Raw genomic sequence first — 26,674 nt, 5'->3', positions numbered from 1 at the left:
GGCGGTGGCGCTATGCCGCCGCCACGGATTGACATCCGTAGTAGCGGATCAGGCTAGGAGCCGGATCCGACGGTCATGTCCGCGTCGGACTTCTCGGAGCCGAATTCTTCGGCGTACTGCTGAGCGATTTCAGAAGCTTCCGCAGTAGTGATGGTCTCCAGTTCCAAACCTTCTTCAGCCAGGCCCGCTGCCGTCCCTTCGGAGGCGATCGTGTAGGTGGGCATGAAGAGGTCGGTTTCAAACTCAGAACCCAGCGCCATACGAGCGGCCGCTGCAGTATTCCAAGCGCCTACCCGATACGAGCCGGTGAGAATGTTGCTGAGGATTACGCCGGAATCGATGTACTCGTAAACCGTCTGGTCTCCATCGTTTGATACAAATGGAATGTCCAGGCCCTGCTGCTCTACAACCTTGATAGCCGCGAGAGTCAAACCATCCGAGATGCTGGCGATACCAGCCAGATCGGGATTGTTCGTCAGGACAGTCTGGGTAACGGAGCCCGCCTCAGAGCTGTCGAAGTTGGTCGGCTGAGTAATGATCTCAATGCCCGGGAATTCCTCGGCCATGGTGGTCTCGAACGCCTCCTGTCGGGTGTCAGACACATAATTACCCACGGATCCGATCAAGAGCAGCACCTTACCTTCTCCGCCCAGTTCGGTGCCGAGGATGCGGGCCTGCTGGACCCAGTTATCGTAGTCCGGGTAGAGCGTGTTGTGATTCTCGTCAGCCGGGACCTTGTTGCCCATGGTCACAACATCGATGCCTTCTGCGGTCGCACGGTTTATCACATCAACCAGTGCGTCGGCATTGACCGGGTCGATGAGGATGACGTCCTTCTGCTGGGCGATGAAGCTCTCAATGGTTGAAATCTGGGTCTCGATCGAGCCGTCAACACTTTGCCAGGCGACGTCGACGCCATAGTCATCGGCGATGTTCTGCGAGGCTTCCTGCATTTCAACGAAGAACGGGAGTGACAGGTTGATTTCCGCCACACCGATCTGCGGCCGTTCACCTCCGCCACCTTCAGAGGCCTGTTCGCCGCAGCCGGTGACAAGAAGGGTTGCGCCCGCAACAGCGGCTACGGCCGCGCGGAGGCGGCTTCGTTTAGAGAATAATTCCATTGCACTGACTCCCGATGTACTCGAATGGGATTACCGCACCTCTTGTGAGCGGGTTCTTCGTTTTGGAAGATGGTTCCAGAGACTAGCTTGCCGCTCTACTAAGGTGCAATACCCTTACAGCTTCGAACCGGACAGTTCAGCAGCCTGAGTACGCCTGATTTTAGGCTTTGAGCGAGTCGGGGAACCGCGGTTTGACGCGGAGGAAGGTTGCGCAGGGCGGTTTTGGAAAGGTCGTTCTACAGCGGTTGTAAATTTTATGTAACGCTCTACTGCGGGCCCGCTACACCATCTGCCGCGGGCAGGTTCCTCGTAGTCGTTCATCCGGACCAGTAGGAAACCCCACTACCTTTTCGTAGCCCATTCCTCGAGAGAGGGTGTCCGCGAACTTTTACGGACTCCTTCAGGTCATCTGCAGAGACAGAGTGCTGCGGTGCTGCATCTGCAGCTCCATCCATTGATAAGGCGTCAAGGTTACGGTCAGACTCCTCAGCATTGGGCCGGCAGGTGCTTCGCCCTCTAGTTCGGAGGCCTCACCACTCTGTCGCTAGGATGCCCGTCGAGACCGTAGCCCGATTTCGACTCGACTACCACGGGGCAGGAATCTTCCATGGAGTCCGCTGGTCCTCAGATTGCCAAGTTGGAGAACTCCCTGGTTGGGTCCCAGATGGAAGTCCAGTGTCTATGTGAGTTCGTGTCCGAGAATGGACACAGGAGGAAATTCACGAATCATGGCACGCAGACACACCCGAGCAGGTCATCGCCAAGGTCCGGCAGGGACAGGAAATGCCTTCGGCTCCATCGCCAAAGCTCGGACTATGGCGATGCGCTGCTGCTGGCCGTCTGAAAGGCGACTTGGATAGCGGGCCGCGGAACACTTCAACTGCTCACCGGCGAAGAAATGGGCCGACAGATAACGTGCCCGAGGAGAACAGGGCATGCATGATCTTTCCTCACGTCCGCTGTCCTGTCCGCACCGGACACCTGTGCGCACCGAACGGCGGATCATCGCGCTGCGCTTCACCCGCCGTTGAGGAACCTCACCGTATCGCCCACCACCTGCACCTGGACCAAACCACCGACTGCCGGTCCGCCGGCCTAAACCCGTCCGCTATGAACACAAGAACCCCGAGGACCTGGTGCACGTGGACATCAAGAAACTCGGACGTATTCCCGACGGCGGCGGCGGGCACAAGATGATCGGCCGCCGCACCCAGGGCATGCTCCTGCGGCACAAACGCCTCCACCCGTCGGCCTGCCCCCACGTCGATCTGGGCCCGACGGACCAGCACATAGTCGCGCACCGTCGAGTACGAGAGTTCCTCCGCTGCGTGTTCTTCAATGAGCCACGCCAGGATCCTGCGGGCAATGTGGCGTTGCTTCCGAGGCGCCGTCGTGTCCTCAGTCAGCATTGCATCAATCACCGCTTGACCGGATCCTGCCGCCAGGCCACCGATTGTCTTGGCTTGCGTGGCGGAGGGGAGGCGGATCCAGAGCCTGCCGCACGGTCCTTCGGTGAACCTTATGTCTGGCCGCCAGAGCGCGGACCGATAGGCCCTCGACCCGGGCATCCCTTCGGATCAGCGCGAACAACTCCACTCTCGACTCCATCCAGACCAGCCTTCCACCGCATCCATCCACTGATGAATCCAACGTTGAAGGCGGGGCCACATATAACCGTCACAAGCCGCCCGGCGAGTCACGAAGTGGGGCCAGAAATAATCGCTCTACCGGGGCCATCTCAACCTGTCATAGTCACGGCACTTGCTCGCCGCTGCGAGGTTGGGCCAGCGGGGGATTTTCTAAGGCTCACGAAGCGGGAACCTGCAACTGATGCCCTACGACCACCCAGCTGCCATTGTGTTGCTCCAAATAGACAGTGACGATTTGGCGTCCTACCGGCTGCGTATCTGTGCCATCACGGCTTATCCATCTCCAGCTGGCGTCATAGACCCGGATTGCCTTGTCCTCTGCGACGTCACGGCTCACATCGCCAGCGGCAGGAATGATGCTGGGTGAGCTGTATGCCTCGTGCCGGCCGGCCTCTAGCCAAGCTCCCTGGGCACCGTTACGTTCCGGTTCGATCTGATTGCTAGCCCACTCTTCGCTCATGAGTGGTTTGGCTCTAACCGCAGCTGCTGTTTGAGTGCGGTCCGTTGCCGTATCCCACGAATGGAGCATAAGTGCCGCAACTTCGGCCGTCGATTCAACGTCCGATCGGTCAGCGTCATCGGCTCGTACAAAGGTCCCGTCCCCCGGAAGAACTTCGGCCTGCGCAGTCCGGGAAGCAGCGGGTTCCGGGCCAGGGGCGGAAGAAACGCTGGTCTCTCCTGAACCGCCGCAGCCTGTTACAAGGAGAACGGCACAGACAGTGGCCGCTGCAGAAAGATGCCCATGCCGGGACGTGGTCATGACGCCCAAGCTCCTTTCTCTTTCAGGATGGGTTCCGGATCGAGATTCCACCCTTGATACGGATACACGACAGCCGGTGCTTCCGGCTTGTAGATTTCGAAATGAAGATGGGTTCCGACCTGCCCGAGTTGGGCTCTGTTGCCTTCGGTGCCGATGATGTCTCCACGCTGCAGGGTCTGCCCAACAGAGACGTTGTAGGCATTCAGATGGCAGAACGCGAAACCGAAGTCGGGATCGTCACCGGTCTCTTTGGCAATGACACAGCCGTCGGGGTCGTTGAAACCGGTGATCCGGAGCTGCGTCGGGGCGATCACCGGTCCGCCTGATCCCGTTCCGGTTCCGGTCGCCAGATCGACCCCGAGTTTGTCGGCCCGGTACCGTCCGCGCTGGCTCTGCAGGAAGCTGTACAGCGAGCTCTCACCCTCGACGTCCCCTCGGGGGAACCTCCAATAGACCTGTCGGAAGTCGACCAGGTCCGCAGCCGCCGTTCTTCCCATGTGGGTTTCGACTTCTTCAGCCGCCTGGCGGCAGGGCCGGCTGGTCGTGGACAATGAGCCGCTGTCCGAACAGTTCGGGGTATAGATGATTCTGGTGCGGATATGGTCGTAGACCTTCCGGTGGCACCCGGCACAGCACGGCGATGCGCCACGGGTCCAGGCCCTTGGTCCACATGTAGAACCACTCTTCACGGAACCAGTGCTGCGGGGTCCAGGACTCCGGGTCGGCGGGATGCAAGGTTGAGGTGGGCGCCCTTGCTGATTTCGGGTTTTTCTATGATCCAGCCGGATTCGTTGCGGGTGGCGGTTGCAGTTATTTCCCGGACTCCGGGTTTTGGTGTGCGGATGCCGTAAGAGTCTTTGGGTACGGGCATCCGTTTGCGCTGCAGCCTGCGCACCTCGCGGAGAGTCGCTGCTCCGATCAAGTCTGACACGGACTTATATCCTTCAGCGCGGCCGGCAGACTGCAGCTGCTCCAGTCATCGCTCGAGAAGCTCCCGAACGACTGGTGCAACTTCGCGACGACATCGAGTTGGTTTCCCTTGAGGCGCTTATAGACCGGTTTGAGACGGACCTTGAGGGTCCCTATTCGAAGAACGAAGATCATTGGCAAGAATTCTTCGAGGCCAACCATTTCGCGCTACAACTAATCTTCGCGACTCCCATTATTGTGGAGATTCCTCATGCAACCCTCCTAGGTTCCGACCAAGGAAGACCCCGACAGGTGCCGGGGTCTTCAGACCCATTTAGCTGTGGAGGTGTTTTTCCACTGCTGCCCAGGCAGCGACCCAGGGACCTCTCTCTGATTGAGGCTTGGCTTATAAGCCCTCCGCGCCCAACTTTAGGCTCCCGAGGCCGCCTCAGTTACGGAGTCTGTGATTTCAGATTTGCTCCAATCATTATTGAGTGGGGCTATCATGTGTCTCTTCAGCCTTATCGGAGGAGCTCTGCTTCGACCTGGGCAATCTGCCTTCCTGTTTCGCTATCACAGTGGGTTACTCAGTCTTCGGCGAGGAGAATGATGAGACGACAATTTCTTACGGGCGTGCATTGGCGGCGCAGGCTCGATGACGAGTCTGCCGCACCGTGGATCCCCCGCATCCGCGAGGGAACAGACGATGGGTACTTTGGACCCGGCAGCTCCGCTTGGGAGGTGAATGGCGGGCTGTCGACCTTTGTGGGCGGCATCCGCGCATTGTTGATCCAGGCGCTGCACCCTGGGGCGTTGGCGGGGGTACATGACCATTCCCACTACCGCGAGGACACGATGGGTCGATTGAACCGGACCATCCAATGGATGGCAACTACTACCTTCGGGGACCGAGCCATGGCCGACGCAGGTGCAGCAGCCGTTCGGCGTATGCACAATTCAGTCACTGGGCACTATGTCGACAGCGGCGGAGTAGAGCGTTCCTATTCAGCCAACGATCCACACCTGGTGCGGTGGGTCCACAACGCTTTTACGACTGCTTTTCTTGGGGCTCATGAGATTTGGGGAGGAGATATGCCCGGTGGTCCTGACCAATATGTGGACGAGTGGGCGTTGGCAGGAGAGCTTATGGGGGTTAAAAATCCGCCGCGCACAGTCGATGAGCTTGCCATCGAGATGGATGGTTTCATGGCTGAACTGGTTACTGACGACCGAGTCACGGACCTCGTGAACTACCTTCGACGGCCTCAACTTCCTTTCGCAGCGCGGCTGGTATATCCAATCTTGTTTGCCGGCGCCGTATCCTCCCTTCCGGAAAGCTACCGCGTCCGGTTGGGTTTACGACGACCAGTCTGGCCAGCAATCACCGCCTGTCGCCTGCTGCTAGCTTTTATTGGCGTTGCATTGGGCGGTCGATCGCCAAGCTCCCGCGCGGCCGCAGAAAGATCATTCAGACTCATGGAGTAAACATCCGCCTCTAACCGGTGACGTCATGGTGCCCTCAGCTGCGAATGGTGCGTGAGCACTTCCTTCAAACGCATCATGGCGTTAAACGCCAGATTCATTTGAAGGCTTTCGATCGTCCCGGTCAACCACTGAGATGCCTTTGCCGATTCGGGAAGTCCGTCCTGCTTGCCCTAATGGCGAGTTTCAGACCGAGGAGCCTCGCAGCTAATCCGCGCTGGAAGGAAGCGGGCCTCAATGCCCGAGGTGAACCTTTATGGGCTGAATTGCAAGTGGGTTCCCCGGGTGATCAATAAACGAACGATGGGCGTCCCGCTACAGCGCACTCTGGAGAACCATCGATTCCATCCTGCAGAACTTGTGATGAATCTCTCATTCGCGCTGATAGCTTCTTCAGTACTACCCGCACTAGCTGGAAAGCAGGAGCCCGATGTTTGATTTGTTGCGATTCACGGGCACAACTGTCGTCGTCACTGGCGCGGGGGCTGGCATCGGTGCCGCCGTTACGAAGCAATTGTCCGAACTGGGGGCTCACGTGATTGCCATCGATATGGATGGCGACTCCTTGAGGCAAGTCGCCGGCAACGTCGAAGGGAGCACCGGAAAGATTACTGCTGTTGTAGGCGACATGCAGGACCTCGAGACGTTGAACCGCGTCGATGAGGCTGTTGCCGCTGCTCCCGCACCCCTCAAGTCTCTGGTGAATAACATCGGCGTGAATCGCCGGGCTTCCTTCTCCGAGGTCACGATGAAGGACTGGGATGCGATGGTATCGCTTAATCTGACTACATCAATTCGGCTCACGCAGCGCCTCCTCCCCCGCCTCTTGGAGGCGCCCAGGGGAGGTTCCGTCGTCAATGTGTCCTCGATCCATGGGCTCCGGGGTCAAGCAGATGCCATGGGCTACGCCACCACTAAAGCCGGGCTCATCGGTTTTACCCGGCAGTTAGCCGTGGAGTTCCGTGAGGCGGGACTACGCGTGAACGTCGTGTGCCCCGCACTGACCATGACCGAACGGATCGTATCCCGCGGAGCCGGCGAGAAACAGGACTCGTTGCGGCGCCGTCATCTTTCGGGCCGATTCGCCCAACCCGGTGAAATCGCCAACGCCATCACGTTTTTAGCTTCCGATGCTGCCTCATATATCAGCGGCGTCACTCTACCCGTGGACGGCGGATTCACCGCGTCCTGACTAGCAATACCGATCGAACGACCAACACTACAAATGAGGAGAGACAAATGACCGTCACAACTGGAATTTCCCGGGATCAGGTCGACGCATTCACCCGCGATGGGTTCCTCTTCCCGTTCCGGGCCATGAGCACGGAGCAGGCAACCGAATTTCGGGCCAAGCTCGAGGCTTTTGAGGCAGAGTACGGTGATCGGGCCGGGGATATCCTGCGTTCGAAGGCCCATCTCGCGCTGACCTGGGTGCAAGACCTGATTCGTCTGGATCCCGTGCTTGACGTTATCGAGGGCATCTTGGGCCCGGATATCTACGTTTGGGGTTCCTCTTTCTTCATTAAGGAGCCTCACAACCCGAAGTTCATTGCCTGGCATCAGGACGCTCCCTTCTCGGCAATCCCTCCCGGAGCTGAGTTCATCACCGCTTGGATTGCTTTGGCCCCCAGCACTCTTGGGAACGGTTGCCTCAAGGTAGTGAAGGGGACCCACACTGAAATGGCCGAGCATAAGTTCACAAATGACGATTCGAACATGCTCTCGCAGGGGCAGGAGATCGCCGTCGAAGTGAACGAAGCAGACGCGACAGCGATCCAACTCGAGCCCGGGGAGTTCTCCCTGCATCACCAATTCATGTTCCACGGCTCGGGTCCGAGCACCAGCGACGAACGGCGCATTGGTCTGGCAGTCCGTTACATGCGTCCCTTCCCCCGCGTGGATAACCAAAAGCTGGCTGCCACCCTGGTACGGGGTGAAGACCGCCACGACACCTTCACAAACGAGCCGGTCCCCGTTTCGGATATGGCCCCGGACGCAGTCCAGTATCTCGAGGACCAGCTGAAGGCTCGCCACGGGGATCGCTACCGGAAGTAATCGCGGGTTTGCACCGCGGGTGAGTAATGATGGTGCCGTGAAAGCTGGCCGTCGTCACGGCGGTTGCCTGGAAGCCCGGGCAGGTGCCGACCGTCGCCTGTAACCATTTTCTTTCGGCCTCGGCTCTCATTTCTATCCCGTTGGGGCGTATTGCTGAACTCTTGGGAGCTGCAAGGGCCGCCGCACGCTGGTCGGCCCTTGCGGCCAAGAGTTTGTTCGGGGTCGGCGCTGTGCCCCAGTCATGGTTCTTGGTACCTTCCTGCTATTGGGCACCGATCCTAATGCGCTGGCACAAGTCAATGGGGAATCGTTTTCTTGCCGCGGGCTCTCCCCACTCACGGCAAGGGCCCCGCACACGGCTGGAAGTCTTGGAATGGCGCCGTGCGAGACGCCTGGTCTAGTTCGCCGCCTGCTCCTTCCAAGCTTCTGTTAGTACTCGGGTTCTCTACGGCTTTTGGCTGTGCAACCGTGGCCTGATGACATGGTGGGTCAAATGCTCCGGGGAGGAATGGGCGTGAATCAGGAGTCCTTCTCGCGCTGGTAGGTCCAGGTAGCGTCGCCATCCGGGTGGATAAACGGTCTGCTGGCTGATCGTCACCTTGGACGCGGCATGTATCTGATTATCAGCAGCGTACTTTTGATCACTGGGGAGTAACTCTCTCCACCGTCCAAGGGATTTGACGCTGCAACAAATAGGTAATGCTTCAAGGAAGCAGAGGCCCCAATGGTCGGTCCCTGGCAAGATGCAGGGTGGGGCCCTGCTGCGCTTCACTTCGGCCGTTTCAGATTTCCCTGCCGTGCTGTTCGAGCTCGGGCAGCTCGTTCGAGAGTTCTTATAGCGACGACGCTGGAGCTCCAGGTTGAGGCTTTAGATCCACCTCTCTAGTGCGGGCGCGGCTCCTCCCCCACAGCTGCGCACGTCATCGTGGCTGCGACCGGTCAGGTAGGCAGCGAGGCCGGCCAGCGGACCAACCACCACCTCTCTTGGGCCGGGTCCTTGGATCATCCATGAGCCCTTCTGATCGTTCGCTTTCAGAGACAAAGCCGGGCCGCCGCCTAGGGTGCTTCGCATGGCGGCTACATCTGCAACCAGTGTCCGGAGGAAGTCTTCCGGAAGGTCTGTAAAAGTGTGCCCTGTTCCTAAGTCAACGAGGTGGATGAGCAGTTCCCTGGCGCGTAGCCAGGGGATCGTCGCGGCAAGGATTGGTTGACCAACAGCGTTTCGAACCTCTGCTGACCATTGCTCGGGTGTCAGCTGTTCCATGGCTTGGCTAAGCTCGTCCGCCGAGCCGTCGTACCAGGCAATGAGCCGGCGGCTGGGTAGTGAAGCTGACTCAGCGATGTCTGCGTCGCGTTGTTCCATCGAGCTGTACATGGGAGTCGGTTCCCCTGTTCGTGCCCCGTGGAGCAGACGGCCGACGGCGTCGGCATTGGCGGCGAGGTGCCCGATGACTTGCTTCCGGTTCCAGCCTGGTAACCGGGACGGGGCGCTGAAGGCGCCCGGTCCCGCCTGCTCCAGGAGCGAAATGCTTTCACGGAACTCCCTTGTTCCGTACTGCATCCAGACATGGCTGTGGTCGATGGAAGCCGCTACCACCTCTGGTTGGCCGGTCACAGGCGAAGCGCCGTTCTGGCTCCGTCCAAGGTGGCATGGACGATCCTGCGTGGAGCAAGTGCATCTCCGATGCGGTAAAATTCGCCCTCAAGTTCAGGGAAATGGACGGTTTCCTGAGCAGCTGCGAAGACCACGGCGTCGACTGAAATCTGCTCGCTGTGGCGAGAGAAGGTGTTCAAGAGCTCCAGCCGGTCCTTCGGTGCGACCAGTTCGGTGTTCGCCATCATGGTCACGCCCTTTTGGAGGAGACGTTCAGTCAGGAGGTGGAGAATGGATGGCTCCACGCCTTGACCAATGACGAAGCATTCCGAGACCAGCGTGACCGTCTTGCCGGCGTCCACAAGGAACTCCGCTGCGGCCATGGGTGCGACGTGGTCGTTGAGACCACCAACGACAAGCACGGAATCCCCGATATCCTCCAGATCAGCATCAAGGATGTCGAGCGCTGTCATCGTCCTGGTTTCTACCAGGCCCGGGAGGTCTGGCACCGCCGGAAGAGCACCGGTGGCCGCGACCACAGCGTCAGCATCCAGAGAAGACACCAAGCTGGGTGTGGCGTCCACACCCAGTCGCACGTCCACCCCAGCATCTCTGATTTCCTGTTCCAGGCGCTCGATGAGCGAGAGCATTTCCTTTCGACTAGGATCCCGTGCGAGGCGGCGCACCTTGCCTCCTAGCTGGTCACTCCTCTCCAACAGTGTGACCCGATGACCCCGCTGGACCGCGGTTCGGGCGCACATCATGCCCGCCGGTCCGCCGCCGATGATGACGACGTGCTTTGAGGTCGAGGTGGTGGGTACGGCCAGTTCGTCTTCGCGACCGGCCCATGGATTGACCGGGCATGCGGAGACCCGGTCTGAGAAGTGGCACTCGTTGACGCCAATGCACTTTCGGATGCTGTGCGCTTCGCCCCGTTGAGCTTTATGCAGGAACTCTGGATCGGCAATGAGTGCCCTGGTGATGCCGATCATGTCGGCCATGCCCTCTGTGAGAGCGCCTTCCATAAGTTCGGGGGCATTCATGCGGCCGGTGAGAATGATCGGAACGGTTGCCACAGCCTTGATTTGCTTGGCCTGTTCGGCGTTGAACCCTGGCTCGAGGTAGGAGGACGCGACGTAGGGAAGGCCGACACCGTTCTCGAGGGCTCCAATGGTTCCGGCGGTGACGTTGACGTAAGCCAGGTGCTGCTGGACGGCCTGAACGATGGCGACGATGTCTCCGGTCGAGAGTCCGTCCTGGCGTGCCTGGCGGCCGCTGATCCGCAGACCGATGGGGAATTCCTCACCGCAGCACCGCTGGATCGCTTCGATGATCTCGTCAAGAAAGCGTCGACGGTTCTCCAGAGATCCCCCGTACTGATCGGAGCGCACATTGGTGGAGGGCGAAAGGAATTGCTCCACGAGATATCCATGGGTGGCGTGAATCTCCACTCCATCGAACCCTGCGCGCTGAACCCGTGCTGCGGCCCGGCCGAAAAGGCGAATGACACGTCCCACCTCGTCTGTGGTCAGCTCCCTGGGCTGGGTGCGGACGTGCGGATCCTGCTTGCCGCTCGGAGACACCATGACCTGGAACGTCTCCGGCAGGCGGATCGCCCCTCGGTTCGCCACCTGCCCAAAAACCACTGCCCCCGCGTCATGCGCAATCTTCGCCCGTGCCCTGAGTTTCGGAAGGAGCAGCCGATCATAGAAGGCTTCCCCTTCTGCGGTCTCCGGGTCCGGGCCGGCGTCGAGGTCATCAACCCCGACATGGTCGAGCCAGCCCGTGGAAACAAAGTATGGGGTCGAAATGGCCTCGGAGAGGACTGGGATTCCCACCAATCCCACCCCTCCCTGAACCCGCTTTTCCAGGTACTTGAGATAGCGTTGCTCGCTCATCTTGGGGTTGTGCGTGGTCAACATGAGGCGGTTGCGGACTGTCAGCCCACCGATGGAGATGGGTGAGAAAAGCTTTTGGAACTCGCTCATGGCTCGACCTTTTCTTTGATTTCTTCCGTTGGATTGGACGTTGAGAACGGGATGACTGCTTGCACCTTGGGGCAGTGGGGGCAGTGCTCACAGCCCGTCGCCGCCCCGCAGGCTATGCCCTCACTTGACTCGAAAGGCCGCCCTGTGAGGTCCCGCAGCTGCTGAATGAACGCCATCGCATCCTCTTTTCGGTGAGTCAAATAATGAACGCTTCTTGGGTTTCTGGTGCAAAAATATCCGATGGGGTCAGGGGCTCATCGATGAGCCGCTGCTCATACATGTAGCCCAGGAAAGTCTCTAGACATGCGTGGTTCTCCTTGATGCCATAGGGCCAGTGGTCTGTACCCATGAGACGGCGGACATGCTCGGCTTGCTGGTACCCCCAGGGCAGGAGATTCGACAGTGCAACGACCTCGGGCAATGATTCCATTGCCAAACTCTTAGCTTCTGCGAATGCCTCCATGAGGGCTCTGGCGAGCCACCGCTTCCGCTCGTAGACGTCCGTGCGGATGACGACGGTATGCATGATCGGAAAGATTCCGGTGCGGCTGAAGTAGTCCGCTTCAACGGTCATTGGGTCTGCCCACAGCCGCCTGATGTTGACTCCCTCTTCGCCGAAGCCGCTGGGCGTTCGTGCTGTGTACAACGCGTCGATCTCACCGCTCTCGAGCATGGCGGATAGCGTCGCGTCTTCCCCGATTGGGCTGATTTCCACCCCCGGAACTTCGATGCGGAGTTTCTCAATCCGTCCCGGGGCCAACAACCCGCCTGTTCTATAGCGCACGGAGTTGGCAGGGAGGTCGTGATGCTCTTGGAGGATGCCGCGAATCCATACCGCCGCGGTCATTTGATATTCAGGGATGCCGACCGTTCCGTCCCTGAGCTCAGCCGGTGTGTTGTAGTGGCTGTCTGCCCTGACGTAGACGCCGTGATGCCGGAATGTCCTGGAGGGAAAGACCGGGATCGCAGTGAAGGGTTTGCCCCGGCGAACGCTAAGGGCGTACGACGACAGTGACATCTCTGCCACGTCGAACTCTGCGTGCCTTGCCATTCGATAGAAAATCTCTTCAGCTCCGAGGGGCAGGTAGTTCAGGTTGACCCCTTGCACAGTGACCCTGCCATCGGCCAGGGCGGCGGTCCTGTCGTACGGCCCGCAGGCCAGTGTGATGCTCTCGTTCACAATGTTTCCTCCACTGTCCCTCAGGCGCTCAGGGTGACTGGGCTAGGATTGGCCTGCCGCAAGGGTGCATACAGGCGGTCGAGTACATCAGCAGGCGGAAGCGGCGGCGGAACGCTGCCGTCTCCGTAGAGCCATTCGGCCAGATCGAAGTTGTCGTGGGGAAGCTTCTTGAAGAAGGAGTTTCGAAGGATGGCTCCGACCCCTCCCAAGTGGGCCATTTCTCCGAAGAATCGAGTATTCATTTGGACGGCTGCTGCGCGCGGATACCGCTCCTTTTCGTACTTTTGGAGCGCTCCAGTGATGTTCCCAGGCTGATCAGCCAGCGCATCGGCCAACGCGACCGCATCTTCCATCGCTTGGCCGGCGCCTTGTGCTAGATATTGGCGCATGGGGTGCGCGGCGTCGCCGAGCAACGTGACACGACCATTCGTCCACCCTGCCATCGGCTTGCGATCGAACTGCACTCCCTTCTGGCTAAGATCCAGGGTCTGGAGAGAATCACGGACGTGAGCGCAGGCTCCACTGAAGCGGTCCAGCAGTTCCTCACGGGTTCCCCACGTCTCGCTACCAGGGGCACCTTCTGTGCTGCGGAACGACACGACACGGTTGACCATCTCGCCGCCGGCCATGGGGTACTGCATCATGTGCATCTCATCACCCGTGTAGAGCGTCACCGCATCTTCAATCCCCTTTGGACGTGGCCCCGGCCCTCGGTAGATAACGTATTCGGACATCAGCGGTTCGGAGTCGTCGAGTACATGCCTGCGGACGACGGATCGAAGGCCGTCTGCTCCGATCAGCACGTCTGCGGTGTACGTGCGTCCGTCAAGACTGGAAACGGTCACGCTGTTTTCGTCCTGCCACAAATTTACGATCTCAGTCCCCGGGATGGTCTCGACCCTTCCGGTGGAACTTGCTGCATCCATCAGGGCGGTGAGGAGGTCGTGACGGTGCATCACGGCATATGGGGCACCGTAGCGCTTGCTGAGCGTCTCACCAAATGTGGCATGGTACAGCTCGTTGCCGGAATGAATATCCAGGATGGCAAACCGACGCGGTAGGACGGCTCGCTGCAGGACTGAATCCAGCACCCCGAGGTCCTTGAGCACGCGTGCGGCGTTCGGGCCCACCTGAAGCCCGGCACCTATTTCCTTGAATGCAGGTGCTCGTTCAAGTAGTTGGACCTGGAGGCCACGCTGTGCCAGTGCAAGCGCTGCTGTGAAGCCTCCGATACCGCCGCCTACGACCACAGCCTGCGGAAGGTCCTGATTTGTTGCCTTCATCTCGTGACTCCATTCCTAGTGGTCTTGCTTTGGTTGTTGACCGGCTTCTTCATCGAATCTCTTCGCGGTACAGGCCAAACGGCTCCAGCATCGGTCTGTCGCTCATTGAGAAGAGTGTGACGTCTTCACTGCTCGTTGCGTGGTGCTCATACCAAGCCCACGAGGGGACGACGAAGAAGTCCTTGTCGGACCAGTCGAAGCGCGTACCGTTGATAATCGAGTACCCCTCCCCCTGGGTTACGCAGAACACCGAGCTGGAAGTGTGGCGGCGCTGCTGACTCGAGCGTCCGGACGGAAGAAGCGACATGCTGCAGGCGACCGTTGCAAGGACGGATTCACCCGTGAGGGGGTTGATGAAGTCTATCGACACGCCATGTTCTGGATCTCCCTTGACGGTGCGCAGTCTCTCCAGGCTCGCCAACGTTGCGGAGTAGGGGTACTTTGTGAGCGGCGAGTGCTGAGTGCTTGCAGGTTCGTCGCTGGGGATCATGCCCGCTCCAAACCTGCGCTGGCTGGCGTCTTCTGGCACGGTGAGGGGCTGCAGCTGCTTGTCAGCCAACTCTTCATAGAACTGTGCGTTCATACCCCGGACAAACGGCACGTCGAGCCCGTCAAGCCACACCATGGGCTCATGCCCAGTATTGCGGTGATCGTGCCAGGTCCAGCCCGGTGTCAGCACCAGATCCCCTGGCTCCATTTTGACCGCCTCCCCATCAACCGTGGTGTACCCAACGCCGGAGAGCATGAGGCGAATCGCCGCGGGCGTATGCCTATGCGCCGGCGCGGTCTCGCCCGGCAGCACCATCTGGTAACCCGCCACCATGCTCTGAGTGGTGCCCCACATACGGGCGGGATTCACCGCGTTGAGCGCCCGCCGGTCAGACTCCCCACCCAGCTGCACTGCGGCCGCTTCATCGAGCAGGGACATGGTCTCGTCATAGCGCCACAGGCATGCAACCTCGGCAGGTTCCGGCTCGGGCGCGTCGGTCCCGGGGACGCGCCACAGTGGCACCAGGTTTGCGTCCTTGACGCGAGCGTAGAAGGACTCGTCCAACGCACTGGTGACTTCGGGCTTATCTATGGAAACTGACATGTCATCCTCGCTTTCTGGTTACTCCCCTCAGGAATGGACCTACGGGAGTCAAGGTTTTTTTGAAGCTAGCTCGAATGCGGGCCGCTGCTAAAATACGCTAGGTTGATTCCACAGAACGATCCAGAAGATTCCATCCTCGAGAATCTCCCGACGGTTCCCACCAACGAAAGTCCGGTCTGTCATGGCAAATAAGCCGACGTATCCTGTTTCGTCCGTCGACCTCGCCCTCAGGTTGGCGTTGCTCCTGCAGCAAGAAGGTCCCATGCGCAGCTCAGATCTCGCCGATCGTATGGGGATTGCGCGGTCGACGACCCATCGGCTGCTCTCGACGCTCGTCTACCGGGGCTTCGCGCAACAGGACGAAGCCCGACGCTACAATGCCGGCCCGGCGATGCGTTCCATCGAGATGGCTACCGCGGCTATTGCCGAGCTTCGAGCCGTTTCCATAAGCCATTTGCAAGCCCTCCGGGACATGACCAAGGAGACGGTCAGCCTGCAGGTTCTTTCTGGCGCCCAGGTCCGTTTTGTGGCCACGGTCGAATCCACTCATCTCCTTAAAGTCGGCGACAGGGACGGTCTGCTTTTTCCTGCATGGGATCTCTCTGGTGGGCGCGTCTTGTTAGCCGCTCTCAGACAAGGCGAATTGAGGGAACGACTTATCCAGGCGCCAGATTTCGATGGTGAGAGCTTCGATGCCTTGGAGAAATCATTGGCCTCTGTCCGACGCCGCGGCTTCGCGATCAACGATCAGCGGAAACGGACGGAGCGCGAAGTTACGGCAATCGCCCAGCCTGTGTGTGCTCCCGACGGAAACGTTCTGGCTGCCATCTCCGTCGCAATGCCGACCTCGAGGTTTGGCCGCGACAAGATTACTGACCTCAACACACTGATCGCCAAGACCGTGGCTGACATTGAATCTGATCTCTCCGCGCGGACGGGGCAGCCCGATGCAGTCTAATTCAAGCCTGCTGAAGGCGCGGCAGCCCTGTCAGGCCAGCAGAGCCCCCGCGAAGAGTCCTGCTCCCCAAAGCAGTTCTGCCAGGCTCGTTCGTGCCAATACCGGCACCAGATCTCGTCCCTGTGCGCCGCGGATTACAGATACTCCCGCAGGGACGGCGAAGATGAGATAGACCAGGCCGAGCAATACAAGGGGGAATCCCTGCATCGCCACGATCCCGAGGCAGGCTAAGGCGATGCCGAGAAACGCCATGTAAAGCAAACGCGATTTCTTGTCCCCGATGACCCCCGCCAGAGTAATCTTCCCAACATCTCGATCGGTCTCGATGTCGCGGAGATTGTTGGTGAGCATTACCGCCGCAGTGAGGATACCGACACCAGTACCAGCTGCCAGAGTCGTCACCCACAGTCCATTGAGTGAACCAGCCTGTACATATACCACTCCGCTCACCGCGACTGGGCCGAAGAACAGGAACACCATAATTTCGCCCAGCCCTAGATAGGCGTAGGGCTTAGGCCCGCCCGTATAGGTCCAGGCTGCGATGAGGCATACAGCGCCCACGATGAGTAGCCGGCTGTCGCTGGTCACTGCGAGGATTATTCCAGAGACGGCTGCTACGGCGAGGCAGAGGATGGCGGCAAGGAGCACCTGCCGGGGAGGGGCGAGTTTGGAGGCAACGAGTCTGGCTGGGCCCACTCTTACTTTGTCAGTTCCTTTAATACCGTCGAAGTAGTCATTGGCATAGTTTGCTCCCGCCTGCACACCGATGACGGTGATCAGTGCCAGCGCCGCCTTCGGCCATGACACCGCCCCGGCTGTGGCGGCAATCGCAGTGCCGGCTAAGACGGAGGTCACGGCGACGGGTAGCGTCTGCGGTCGCGCACCGAAGAACCAATCACGAATCGAAGCAGTGGTGGTCTCTGAGCTCGTGGGGAGAGGCATTCAGTGGTCGCCTCTATGCGCTTACTGCTTGAGATTGTAAGGAGGTTTCTCTTCGACTCCCGGCTCGAGGGCGGCTGGCGTAGGGCACTGCGTGCTCAGCCGAGACAGCGACAGAAAGAGTCCCTACATTCTCGATTTCTACGACGACGGTGTCCCCGTCGATAAGGCCTCCCACGCCCTCCGGTGTTCCCGTGGCTACGACGTCCCCGGGATGCAACGTCATCACCGAGCTGGCATACGCGATGAGGTCTCGTACACCAAAGATCATGGCCGACGTATTGGCATCCTGGCGAAGCGTGTCGTTTACCCAACAGCGAAGCTGGAGATTGTCTGGGTCCGCGATTTCATCAGCGGTGACGATGTAGGGACCGAGCGGCGTGAACGTATCGTAGGACTTTCGCATGGAACGGTCCTCTGTAGACCGCGTAGTGATATCGAGAATGCAGCTGTAGCCGAAGACATAGTCGAGGGCGTTCTCGGGCCGGACGTTTTTCGCTTTTGTACCGATGATGACGGCGAGTTCGCCCTCCTGATCGGTCCGGACGTCGCTGTATGGCAAATGAATCGTTTCGTCCGGACCAATGATCGATGAGGTGGCCTTCAGGAACAGCCCCCACTGTTCAATGGTGGTGGGGTTTCCCATCTCTTCCACGTGATTGCGGTAGTTGGCTGGGGCACCGATGATCTTGGAGGGGTATAAGATCGGCGTCTTCCACTGGATGTCTCCCTGAGCCCGCGGCGCAGTGGCCAGTCGCTCTGCGGAGAGAATCGACGAGAGGTCTCCTGCTGCGATGACTCCCTGAAGGCATCCCCGACCGGTATCGCCGGGAAGATCTGCGACTAGGGCAGTGATGTCGAGAGTCTGATCGGCGACGATGAGCCCGATCCGGTTGTCATTGAATATGCCCAACTTCATGGGTTCTCCTCTGTTGTGGCGCTATGTGATTGGGCTTAGGTAGTTGCGTCGAAGAACGCACTCACTCTTCTGTGTGCTTTCAGAACACCAGTGCAGCTTTTCCATCGGTTTGCTTCGCGAAACGTTCATAACCTTCTGCAGCCTGCTCTATGGACCAGGTATGGGTGTAGAGGGCGTCCAGATGAATGTTTTTCTCCACGACGAAGCGGGCGCATTCAGCCTGGCTGACGCTGGAAAAGGTCCACGATCCCTCAATGCCGATCTGGCGCGTCGTGATCAGGTCGACGTCGCCGAATTCCAAGGCCGATCCACCGGCCAGGAGCAGGATTTTCCCCCAGGGCCGGAGGGCATCGATGCCCTCCGACCTCGCCGATGAGACGCCGGATGTCTCGATGACATAGTCGGCCCCTCTCCCCCCGGTCAGGTCCCTGAGCGCCTCCGCGGCATCAATTTTGTCGGGGTTCAGGACCACGTCCGCGCCTATCCTTTTGGCTAATTCCAAGCGTTCCGGATTGACATCGAGTGCAATAACACGGGCCCCCAGACCGGCAGCGATCTGGCTTGTTGCCAGTCCGACCGGCCCTTGGCCAAACACTGCGATGGTGTCCTTGCCGGAAGGATTGACGCGCATGAGTGCTTCAAAGGCCGTACCAGCGCTGCACGATATGGCCGCCCCCGCCAAGAAGGAGAGGTCCTCAGGCATGGGAATGACAGTCGCTGCCGGTACCTTGAGGAAGGGCGCATGTGCACCGTGGTCAGTCATTCCGTACATCCGGGGCATTTGTGTCTCACACATCTGTGGCCACCCGATGCGACAGTGACGACAGCGGGTACAGCCCCAATAGTGGTGCACCATGACTCGGTCCCCGACGGATGCCAAGGCAGGATCCACGGATGGGCCGACCTCTGCCACCACGCCACAGGGTTCGTGTCCGGCGATGATCCGACCACTGGGCGATGCGACGCGTGGATGTCGATTCACCCCGGGCGCTGCTCGGTAGTGATAGAAGTGCAGGTCACTTCCGCATAGCCCCGAGGCCTTGATCTCGATGACGACTTCTCCGATTCCCGCCACAGGGTCCGGCACATCAATGAACTCAATAGTGCTGTCGCCAGGGAATACCACACCGCGCAAGATTGACTTCCTTTCATCGCTCAGACCTTTTCGGGATCGAATTCCTTAAGCCATCGGCTTGAGCGCTCGAACATCACACGGTGAGACTGCCATCAGCGCTCTCTCGCCGATCGGCAGCGGTTTGTCACCGATCTCGAGGTGGAGGAAGGAACGGGAGCCGATCGAAAAATGGGTGTCGGTGAATGATCCGAAGAAGTGTGAGCTCTTGATGGTCCCATCGAAGAGATTCACCTCGTCGCTGTTTGGACTGCTGAATCTCATGCGGTCCGGGCGACAGACTGCAACACACTCGTCGCCGACAGTCAGGCCGTCCTCGGCCGACCCGGCGACAATGTCGCCTATTTCTGTTCGGACCGTCAGAGCGCCCTCGTCGGTCGTGGAGATGATGACTCCCCCGATTTCGTTGAGCTTCCCAACAAAGCGGGCCACCCGCACGTTCGCCGGCTGTAAGTAGACCTCGCGGGGCGTCCCGAGTTGAGCAACTTTGCCTTTGTCAATGACGGCGATTCGGTCAGCGATAGCCAGTGCTTCTTCTTGATCGTGGGTGACGTAGATCGCTGTGAAGCCCAGCCGCTGCTGCATGGAGCGGATCTCCGCCCTGAGCTGGTCTCGGACGCGTGCATCGACATTGGACAATGGTTCGTCGAAAAGGACCAATTCAGAGCCGCGGACAAGCGCGCGAGCTAAGGCCACTCGCTGCTGCTGGCCACCGCTTACCTGCGTTGGATACTGATGCGCCAATTCTTCGATTCCGACAAGAGCGAGAACTTCCATGACCCGCTCCTTTATCTCCGAACGCGATGGCTTCGGGCGTTCTGTAGTCAGGGGGTACGCGACGTTATCGAAGATGGTCATGTGGGGCCACAAGGCGTATGACTGAAAGATCATGCTTATGTTGCGGCGCTCCGGCTGAATCGCAATCTTGTCAGCGGAGGAGTACCACACCTCCCCGTGGCTGTCGATAACCCCGCTGTCTGCATGCTCCAGGCCCGCGATTGTGCGTAGAAACGTACTTTTGCCGCATCCACTGGAACCCAACAGGACGAGGAACTCTCCACGGGCCACCTCCATCGAGGTGTTAGCGATCGCAGATACAGTCCCACCGCCCTTGCGTTGGAAGACCTTGTTGAGATCACGAATGCTCAAAGTGGGCTGTGTTGCGTTCGCAGTATTCATCGATGTCTTGGCCGTGGCCGCTACGACTGTCATGGAAGGCACTCCTCAGGGCTGGTTGTAGGTTTCAACGATTCCGCCGACGCTGCAGGGCGGCGGTGGTGCCCAGGGCGAGGGTCACCATGGTCATGGATACGAGCGTTACAAACAAGGCGAGAGCTGCGAGTTCTGCATAACCCCCCCCGCCCTGGTAAATGCCGAGGAGACGGAATCCGATGACTGGAGTCTGGGTACTAGCCAGGAGAACCGACATTTCCACGTCTGCCATGATGCGAACGAACATTAAGGCCCAGCCGGCCATGAGACCGGGCATCATTAGCGGCAAGTAGACAGAACGGAAGGTGCGCAAGGGGGATGCCCCGGACAGAGACGAGGCATTCCCCAGTTCTCGACCGATCTGCCCGAGGGCCGCCTCGGAAGTAATGGATGCCTCAGGCATGGAGACGATGAAAAATCCAACAATCAAGATCAGGGCTGAACCGCCCCAGTAGAACGGGGTCCCGCCGAAGGCGAGAACGATGCCAACCGCGATGACGATGGGCGGGACCGCAGCGGGTACCTTTGCGATAGTGGCAGCTGCCGCCGACAAACGACCGGGTGATGTAACCGCCGCCCAAGCCATGCAAGCCCCGATCAGGGTGGTGACGGTTGCAACCACGACGGCGAACGTAAGGCTGTTCAAGACTGCATCGAGGTTCGCTGCTGTGGACAGCACTTCGAACAAGGGCGTCAGGGATAGTTCTCCCCATCGGGGCTTTCCCCAGAACCCATTCAGCGTAACTAGGACGAGTGCGCCTAAGGGGAGCACGACAGCCCCCGCCAGATAGAGGAGCATGAATGCTCGGGCCCAGTTTCGTAGTCGACCCAGCTTAATCCGCCCCGTGCCGGCACCCTTTTCCCCGAGGGTCGCCGACCGCCGCCCGCCGAGGGACTTCTGCTGCAGTACCCAGATAATGCCTAGGGCTACCAGAATGACGGAGCTGAGACCGAGGGCAGGTGCCGTTTCAGCTGGGTAGGTTTCCGTGAGCAGGTTGACGATTTCCACTGAGATAAGTTTGATCCCCCCCGGTTCGGCTAGGACGACAGGTACTGAGAAGATAGCGAAACCGAACCAGACTGCCAGGAACATGCCACTCAAGAGACTCGGCCGCAGCGCGGGCAGAGTCACCCGTCTCAGTGTCTGGATAACGCCTGCGCCACTCATGCGAGAGGATTCCTCGAGCCTAGAGTCGAGATTGCGCAGTCCGGCCGAGACGACCAAGTACACGAAGGGAACGAGAGTCAGCGTGTACACGCCGATGACGGTGTAGTAGCTGTGGACCGAAAAGGGGCCCGTCTGGATATCCGTCCCAAAGAATGTGTTGAGGATGCCCCGGATCACCTGGTTGATGTACCCAGCTTCCGTAGAGAGCAGCAGTAACCAGCCCACGGCTGTGGCGATACCGGGCATGAGGAAATTGACGATGGGAAGGATATCGGTGAGCAGGCCCATCCTGGCGTCAGTGCGCTCATTGAGCCAAGCGAAGACCGATCCAATGACCATGGCCAGCGCCACGGCGCTGACCACGACAACCCCGGTGTCGAAGAGAATCTCGCCCAGTTCCGGTAACGCAAGCGTTTCCGAAATGGCTGCCAGGCTGAGCTTCCCGTCGACCCAGAAGATTCCAGTCAGCACTCGGAGAAGTGGGTATCCAATGAGCAAGCTGACAACGACGCTTACAGCTAGGACGACGATCTTGGCCGGCGCAATCACCTGTCGGCGTCGTACGCTGACCGGCGGGGTGGTGTCAGGTTTGGGTGGGGTTAGGAGTGTCACGTCGCCGCGCCTTTCAACTATGTCCGATAAACCGAGGGAACCAATGCGATGTCACTCGCCGCCCATCGCGTCAATGACGCTCTGCATACCGTCTTTCATGTAGTACTCGAAATTTGGTGGGAAATAATCAAATTTCAAGTCCAGGTAAGCGGCTGCGTATCCGTCGCTGATGCTCGCGAGGACTTCGCTGGCTTCCGGAGAAGTGACGTACTGCGCGAAGAGCTTTTGTGCATTCGCATTCGCCGGTTCTGGGTTGAGGGTGTAGGCGAAGGCCGGTCCCGTCACTCCGCTCTTAGGCCAAATGAAGTCAAGTGGAGCGCCCTTTTCCTGGGCGGCGCCCACGACAACGGGGCTAGCGAGGACTTGGATCTGATGTTGTCCGGCCCCCAGCGCCTCGGTCAGCGAGACCATGCCGCCGTCATTCTCGACGATTTCCTGAGGCCTGAGTCCTTCGATCAGTCCGTCAACATGGTCCGAAAGCGTGCCCAATAGTGGCGGGTAGCCAGAGACAACTGCGGCAGGTCCGGTCATCTTGCTCTTCCACTTGGGGGCGGCCAGATCCATCCAATCCTTGGGTCGGTCTTGTTCGCTGACCAGGTCTGTGTTGATTGCTATACCGATGCCCTCAGAGATGAACGGAGTGCCAGAGATTCCGCTGGAGTTAGCAACCCATTCAGCGGGAAACTCGTCAGACAAGTACCCTGCTTCCTCGAAGGAGGTAATCAGCCCTTCCTCCAACCCAGCCGCGATAAATTGGATGTCCGAGTGGAGCAGGACGTCCGCGGTGCTGGCTCGGGACTGCTTTTCGGAGGCGTACCGTGACGAAAGGTCCGGACTGGTGGAACGAAGAACATTTACCGAGACGCCATACTCCGCCTCGAATCCCTCAGCGATCGCTTCGCACGCAGCCGGAGCAGCTGCGCAGTAGAACGAAAGCTCCCCGTCGGTAGCCGCAGCGATCAGCTCTTCTCCCTCAAGGAGTACATCTCCAGCCGCAATCGTGGGGCCGGCATTGCTGCCCGCACAAGAGGTTAGTGCGGTAGCGCCCACTGCCGCTGTAGCCATCAGGGAAACGATTCGCCTCAACGTTGAGGTCATGGGGATACCGCCTTGCTGGGAAGGGTTCGAAAACCAGGTTACTTAGGGGGCCAAAGCTAGGTTCTGACCTTCAGGACGGACAAGACAATTCCACATGCAGGAATCCTCCATACTTTTCGGCCCATAGATCTTCCATACTTTAAATTGGAACAGTGAGAGCTGTTGAACTGCACTGCCCGCTCGCTTAGTATGCATTGCGTTTGACCCGGAGTCGTCCTTTCCCTCCCCTTCACGGGTGCAAGTTTTTCCGCGCTGCCCAACCGAGGGCATTCGCACGCTCGTGGGTGATTCTCCTGCTAATGCCGAGCACGGTAGTTGTAACGGTGGAGGCGAGGGGATGCAGAGCTCCGCTCCACTCCCGCATTTGCCCTGTGCCTCGGCGCCTCCGTAGGGAAGCACTACGGCATTTCGTACTCAGTGACGATAGTTCCCATGCCTGGCTATGTGCCTCAGCTGCCAGGCGTCTTCCCTGCTGGGCTGATTCTCGTCAAGAGCCAGACCGTGGCTAGCCCGGCTATGCTCTACCGATGCGAGCCTGAGTTTATCCATAATCCATGCGGAAAATGTTGCTCGGGTCGCCCGACATGACATCCGGTCCACCTCGCTGAGGACTGAGCCGCGGGCATGTGCCGAAACCGGTATTGACGTTTCGCTTCGCATGCAGATCGGCTAGGAACTGGGCCGACGATCAGCCTTCTCGGGGTCGTGTCTTACAACCACGGGATCCAAGACGAACACCTTGAGACAACGTCCAAACGGAATCCCAGGCCAAAGTGTCTCCGCCCGCGTCGCCTGCGGGAATCCCGGACATGGCAAGGGAAATCGACCAGCCGCACCAAAATCGCCGCAGGGACCCTGGGGATTCTCTAACGGGAGGGGTTATCGGGTTCGTGGCAGCGCCAACCTCGGATCCGGTCACTCACACCAATTTCATCACCGAACCCGCGCCGCCCATGCCGGAATCCTGTCAGAGCGCTTTCCGGGAAGCCGAAGAGGCCTTCCTTGACTTCGAAGAATTTACGGCTGTCGTCGGCGATGCCGTTGTGGCGACCGATGGGAAGGACTACTTGATGAGTCTTTATCAGGACGGCATAACAGCTCAGAAGACTCTTACCGGCGCAAGCATCCGAGAGTACGTAGAAGCCAACGTCCTCTACGAAGAAGAAGCCGGGCTGGACCTGCCCACCGCAACCGGCCTTGAGTAACCCCGAATCTGCCGCCGCCCACATGCCGGACATGGATGCTAAACAGACACTACTTAGGTCAGCGCCCCCGGTCGCCGCCGCGTTTTATCTCTCGTTGGTAGGGGACGGCTGAGTTGGCAGGTGTTTGGCCGCTGTGTCCAGCTAGCGGAGGGTTGGGGTTTGTGACACCGTTGAGCGCGACTTTGTGCGGGTCAAAACCTATGGGGTCATCCATCATCATTTTAGACCTCCCGGCGCCTGAAGTTAGGGCTCCCGGAAGCAGGTATGATCTGCTTTCGTGCCGATCGACGGCCATAAGTCTCGAAAGGCCACCATGGAGAACCGTCCGGACACTCAACCACCGCCACCTGAACCCAACGGAGCGCCTGCACCTCAGTTCGTTTACCTGCAACCGGGACAGCAGGCCGTCTATGTTCAGGCACCGCCCGGCCAGCCAGCGCCGTCCATCTATTACCAGAAGCCCTACAACGCCCCGGTTCAGCGTCCGCCATCCTCCGGCCTGCGTATAAGTGCCGGAATCTTCGGAATCATCCTCGGCTTCTGGAACCTGCTCATGCTCGTTGCGATGCTGTTCACGATCTCCAGTTACACGCCCCCGTTGATTGGATTCCTAATCTTTTTCCACCTGATTGGGACCCTTGCAGCGTTGACACTCGGAATCATGATCATGGCCAAGCACCGCCGCCGGTCCTGTGAGATCCCCACGATGCTGCTCGGATCGACAGTCTGGCTGATCACTATCGACGCCTTCATGGCTTGGAACAGTTGGTTCCCGGGAGCTGCTCTCTTTACCCTCGCCGGAGGGCTCCCGACCGCAGTATTGGGCATCATTGTGCTCGCCCGGGAAGCTGCAGCCGCCAAGCAGAAGTAACACCGTTCAGCCCGCCGGCATCATTAGTCCTACCGGCGGGCTTTTCTGTACCCGGGGCCAAGAAAAAGAAGTAAAGGCGCGGGCCCCTGACTGCAACGCCTTCGAGCTACTCCCCGGATCAAACGGGCATGGGTAACGAGACATGCTTCGCCGGTGTGTCCCGTCTCAGTCATGGGTCTGGTTCCCTGCCCCTCCCCCGCACCGCTGATTACAGGAATGCCTGGATCGTCAGGCCGGGTGGCGTCCTTTCCAGCGCGAACTTTCGGCCTTCCAGACTTTCAGCGTGAGGTAACCAAGTAAACCGGGAAGCTCCCAGCCCAAACACAGATTCTGTTACTCCCAGACTCCCCACTTGGCACAGCGAGAGCTGGTGCGTTTGTGATCCAAAGGACTCGCCAAGGGTGGTGTTGTCACTTCATCATCTCCGCGTACTTCGTTGACTAACAGAGTCTGTGAGATCGACCCGTGCGCAGGCCCGTGTGATCGCAACTACTGTTTAGCAGCTCCCGATCAGTTCCCCATGCCCGAACTCGGACGCCTGCCTCTCAATGCCAGGACATGCCGCAATATCGCGAGTATCGGGTCGGAATGGCCGGCAACTGTGGAATTCTCGGGATGGCCACGCACAGAGTCCCGTACTAAGGTCCCGTAGTCACGAACCGATTGCGCACAGTGGCTACCGGCATACGAGCCTTCACAACGATGCTTGGGGGACCTTGTCAGCCGACCCAGAATCTGCTTGTCACGAACTCACAGAGGCACTGGTCTGCGCAGCGGAACGGAATATCGGGAGCGTTCAGTCAGGGCAGCTTCCTCTTGCTCCACTCCCCTGAGATTTCATGGTTCGACAGGGCGTACCGCACTCCGGAACCGGCGACAACGAGCATGATTGCCTAACTGAACGCACTATTGACTCACAGACTGACAGACTCTGTTTGTGGATACCTTAGCCGGGAGGGACCTTCTCCCCCGGATATACAGGCCAACGGACAAACAGACTGTACTCGGGACGTCGCGTTCGATTGGAAGTAAGTCTGGGACTCTGAGCCTCCGGTACTCGGCAGTTTCGGCGCCGTTCTGGTAGCAGCCACCCCAGGTCGGCCTCTGAATCATAGAGTCCGTGAGCTTCGTAAGTGCAACCGCCGCCGGCGGCTGGCGTCACTCAGTGACTCACTGAGTCCCATACTCACAGAATCTGCGGGTGAACAGAGTCTGTAACTCCGTGACTCCCCGGCTGCGTTTTCGGTGGCCGGCACTGCTCCGTGACTCACTGAGTTCCATACTCACTGAGCCTGGCGCCCGGAGCCCGTCCTTGCTTGCTTACTTCATTGAGTCGCGGGCATTCCTCACCCTCGAGAACACGGGTTCAACCTCAGCCAGCACCATATCCGTTGTTCACGGACTCTGCGACTCTGTGACTCTGTGAGATCACGAGTATGCACTTAC

20 protein-coding genes and 2 pseudogenes are annotated in these 26,674 nt (G+C 59.3%); 7 read left to right on the top strand and 15 right to left on the bottom strand.

The window, feature by feature from the left end; translation table 11 throughout:
- Nucleotides 1-53: 53 nt before the first annotated feature.
- Nucleotides 54-1,121 (bottom strand): sugar ABC transporter substrate-binding protein, encoded by a 1,068-nt coding sequence (locus QNN99_RS16920; RefSeq protein WP_229968295.1) that lies wholly within the window; start codon nt 1,119-1,121, stop codon nt 54-56.
- 860 nt (nt 1,122-1,981) lie between these two features.
- Between QNN99_RS16920 and QNN99_RS16915 the strand changes: the two are divergent.
- Nucleotides 1,982-2,326, top strand: a pseudogene (locus QNN99_RS16915) (transposase family protein); the annotation flags it as partial.
- Here the strand turns inward: QNN99_RS16915 and QNN99_RS16910 are convergent.
- The 3 genes and pseudogenes from QNN99_RS16910 to QNN99_RS16900 all read right to left on the bottom strand — a co-directional run.
- Nucleotides 2,318-2,729, bottom strand: a pseudogene (locus tag QNN99_RS16910) (IS21 family transposase); the annotation flags it as partial. The pseudogenes QNN99_RS16915 and QNN99_RS16910 sit on opposite strands and share 9 nt — an antisense overlap.
- Before the next feature lie 797 nt (nt 2,730-3,526).
- On the bottom strand, nt 3,527-4,081 hold the full coding sequence (locus QNN99_RS16905) for a M23 family metallopeptidase (RefSeq protein WP_229968293.1): 555 nt from the start codon (nt 4,079-4,081) through the stop codon (nt 3,527-3,529).
- A 134-nt stretch (nt 4,082-4,215) separates the two neighbouring features.
- On the bottom strand, nt 4,216-4,497 hold the full coding sequence (locus tag QNN99_RS16900; protein WP_502859350.1) for a ParB family protein: 282 nt from the start codon (nt 4,495-4,497) through the stop codon (nt 4,216-4,218).
- 551 nt (nt 4,498-5,048) lie between these two features.
- On the opposite strand from QNN99_RS16900, the gene QNN99_RS16895 reads away from it, so the two are divergent.
- From QNN99_RS16895 to QNN99_RS16885, 3 genes are all read left to right on the top strand, one after another.
- A complete protein-coding gene (locus tag QNN99_RS16895; RefSeq protein WP_229968290.1) occupies nt 5,049-5,924 on the top strand; it encodes an oxygenase MpaB family protein in 876 nt (291 codons plus the stop codon).
- A gap of 427 nt (nt 5,925-6,351) precedes the next feature.
- Complete coding sequence (locus QNN99_RS16890; protein ID WP_229968288.1) at nt 6,352-7,113, top strand: SDR family NAD(P)-dependent oxidoreductase; 762 nt, start codon at nt 6,352-6,354, stop codon at nt 7,111-7,113.
- 47 nt (nt 7,114-7,160) lie between these two features.
- Nucleotides 7,161-7,976, top strand: a complete 816-nt coding sequence (locus tag QNN99_RS16885; RefSeq protein ID WP_229968286.1) for a phytanoyl-CoA dioxygenase family protein — start codon at nt 7,161-7,163, stop codon at nt 7,974-7,976.
- Between the two features lie 868 nt (nt 7,977-8,844).
- On the opposite strand, the gene QNN99_RS16880 is transcribed toward QNN99_RS16885, so the two are convergent.
- The 5 genes from QNN99_RS16880 to QNN99_RS16860 all read right to left on the bottom strand — a co-directional run bounded on the left by QNN99_RS16880 (nt 8,845) and on the right by QNN99_RS16860 (nt 15,114).
- Nucleotides 8,845-9,537 (bottom strand): maleylpyruvate isomerase family mycothiol-dependent enzyme, encoded by a 693-nt coding sequence (locus QNN99_RS16880; protein ID WP_229968285.1) that lies wholly within the window; start codon nt 9,535-9,537, stop codon nt 8,845-8,847.
- A 50-nt stretch (nt 9,538-9,587) separates the two neighbouring features.
- A complete protein-coding gene (locus tag QNN99_RS16875) occupies nt 9,588-11,558 on the bottom strand; it encodes an FAD-dependent oxidoreductase (protein ID WP_229968283.1) in 1,971 nt (656 codons plus the stop codon).
- A 196-nt stretch (nt 11,559-11,754) separates the two neighbouring features.
- Nucleotides 11,755-12,738 carry a substrate-binding domain-containing protein gene (locus tag QNN99_RS16870; protein WP_229968281.1) on the bottom strand — a complete coding sequence of 328 codons (984 nt, stop codon included), beginning with the start codon at nt 12,736-12,738 and terminating at the stop codon, nt 11,755-11,757.
- Between the two features lie 20 nt (nt 12,739-12,758).
- On the bottom strand, nt 12,759-14,021 hold the full coding sequence (locus QNN99_RS16865; RefSeq protein WP_229968279.1) for an FAD-dependent monooxygenase: 1,263 nt from the start codon (nt 14,019-14,021) through the stop codon (nt 12,759-12,761).
- A 49-nt stretch (nt 14,022-14,070) separates the two neighbouring features.
- On the bottom strand, nt 14,071-15,114 hold the full coding sequence (locus tag QNN99_RS16860; RefSeq protein WP_229968277.1) for a cupin domain-containing protein: 1,044 nt from the start codon (nt 15,112-15,114) through the stop codon (nt 14,071-14,073).
- A 181-nt stretch (nt 15,115-15,295) separates the two neighbouring features.
- Here QNN99_RS16860 and QNN99_RS16855 point away from each other — a divergent pair, with 181 nt between their 5' ends.
- The gene (locus tag QNN99_RS16855) at nt 15,296-16,072 is read left to right on the top strand and encodes an IclR family transcriptional regulator (RefSeq protein WP_229968275.1); all 777 of its coding nucleotides are present in this window, start codon (nt 15,296-15,298) and stop codon (nt 16,070-16,072) included.
- 30 nt (nt 16,073-16,102) lie between these two features.
- Here QNN99_RS16855 and QNN99_RS16850 read toward each other — a convergent pair whose 3' ends face one another.
- The 6 genes from QNN99_RS16850 to QNN99_RS16825 form a co-directional block, all read right to left on the bottom strand.
- Complete coding sequence (locus QNN99_RS16850) at nt 16,103-17,014, bottom strand: 1,4-dihydroxy-2-naphthoate polyprenyltransferase (protein WP_229968273.1); 912 nt, start codon at nt 17,012-17,014, stop codon at nt 16,103-16,105.
- A gap of 13 nt (nt 17,015-17,027) precedes the next feature.
- On the bottom strand, nt 17,028-17,930 hold the full coding sequence (locus QNN99_RS16845; protein ID WP_229968271.1) for a fumarylacetoacetate hydrolase family protein: 903 nt from the start codon (nt 17,928-17,930) through the stop codon (nt 17,028-17,030).
- Nucleotides 17,931-18,009: 79 nt separating this feature from the next.
- The gene (locus tag QNN99_RS17540; protein WP_284155669.1) at nt 18,010-19,005 is read right to left on the bottom strand and encodes a zinc-binding dehydrogenase; all 996 of its coding nucleotides are present in this window, start codon (nt 19,003-19,005) and stop codon (nt 18,010-18,012) included.
- Nucleotides 19,006-19,110: 105 nt separating this feature from the next.
- Nucleotides 19,111-20,274: an ABC transporter ATP-binding protein gene (locus QNN99_RS16835; protein ID WP_229968266.1), complete on the bottom strand. Its 1,164-nt coding sequence runs from the start codon at nt 20,272-20,274 to the stop codon at nt 19,111-19,113.
- Nucleotides 20,275-20,305: 31 nt separating this feature from the next.
- On the bottom strand, nt 20,306-22,054 hold the full coding sequence (locus QNN99_RS16830; RefSeq protein WP_229968264.1) for an ABC transporter permease: 1,749 nt from the start codon (nt 22,052-22,054) through the stop codon (nt 20,306-20,308).
- 51 nt (nt 22,055-22,105) lie between these two features.
- Nucleotides 22,106-23,152, bottom strand: a complete 1,047-nt coding sequence (locus QNN99_RS16825) for an ABC transporter substrate-binding protein (RefSeq protein WP_229968262.1) — start codon at nt 23,150-23,152, stop codon at nt 22,106-22,108.
- 809 nt (nt 23,153-23,961) lie between these two features.
- Between QNN99_RS16825 and QNN99_RS16820 the strand changes: the two genes are divergently transcribed.
- Entirely contained in the window at nt 23,962-24,357 is a 396-nt protein-coding gene (locus tag QNN99_RS16820; RefSeq protein ID WP_229968260.1) for a hypothetical protein, read from the top strand.
- Between the two features lie 277 nt (nt 24,358-24,634).
- A complete protein-coding gene (locus tag QNN99_RS16815) occupies nt 24,635-25,228 on the top strand; it encodes a hypothetical protein (RefSeq protein ID WP_229968258.1) in 594 nt (197 codons plus the stop codon).
- Nucleotides 25,229-26,674: the final 1,446 nt, after the last annotated feature.

Source organism: Arthrobacter sp. zg.Y820, from assembly GCF_030125555.1.
Lineage (GTDB): Bacteria > Actinomycetota > Actinomycetes > Actinomycetales > Micrococcaceae > Arthrobacter_B.
This window is presented reverse-complemented; position numbering and strand designations above follow the sequence as displayed.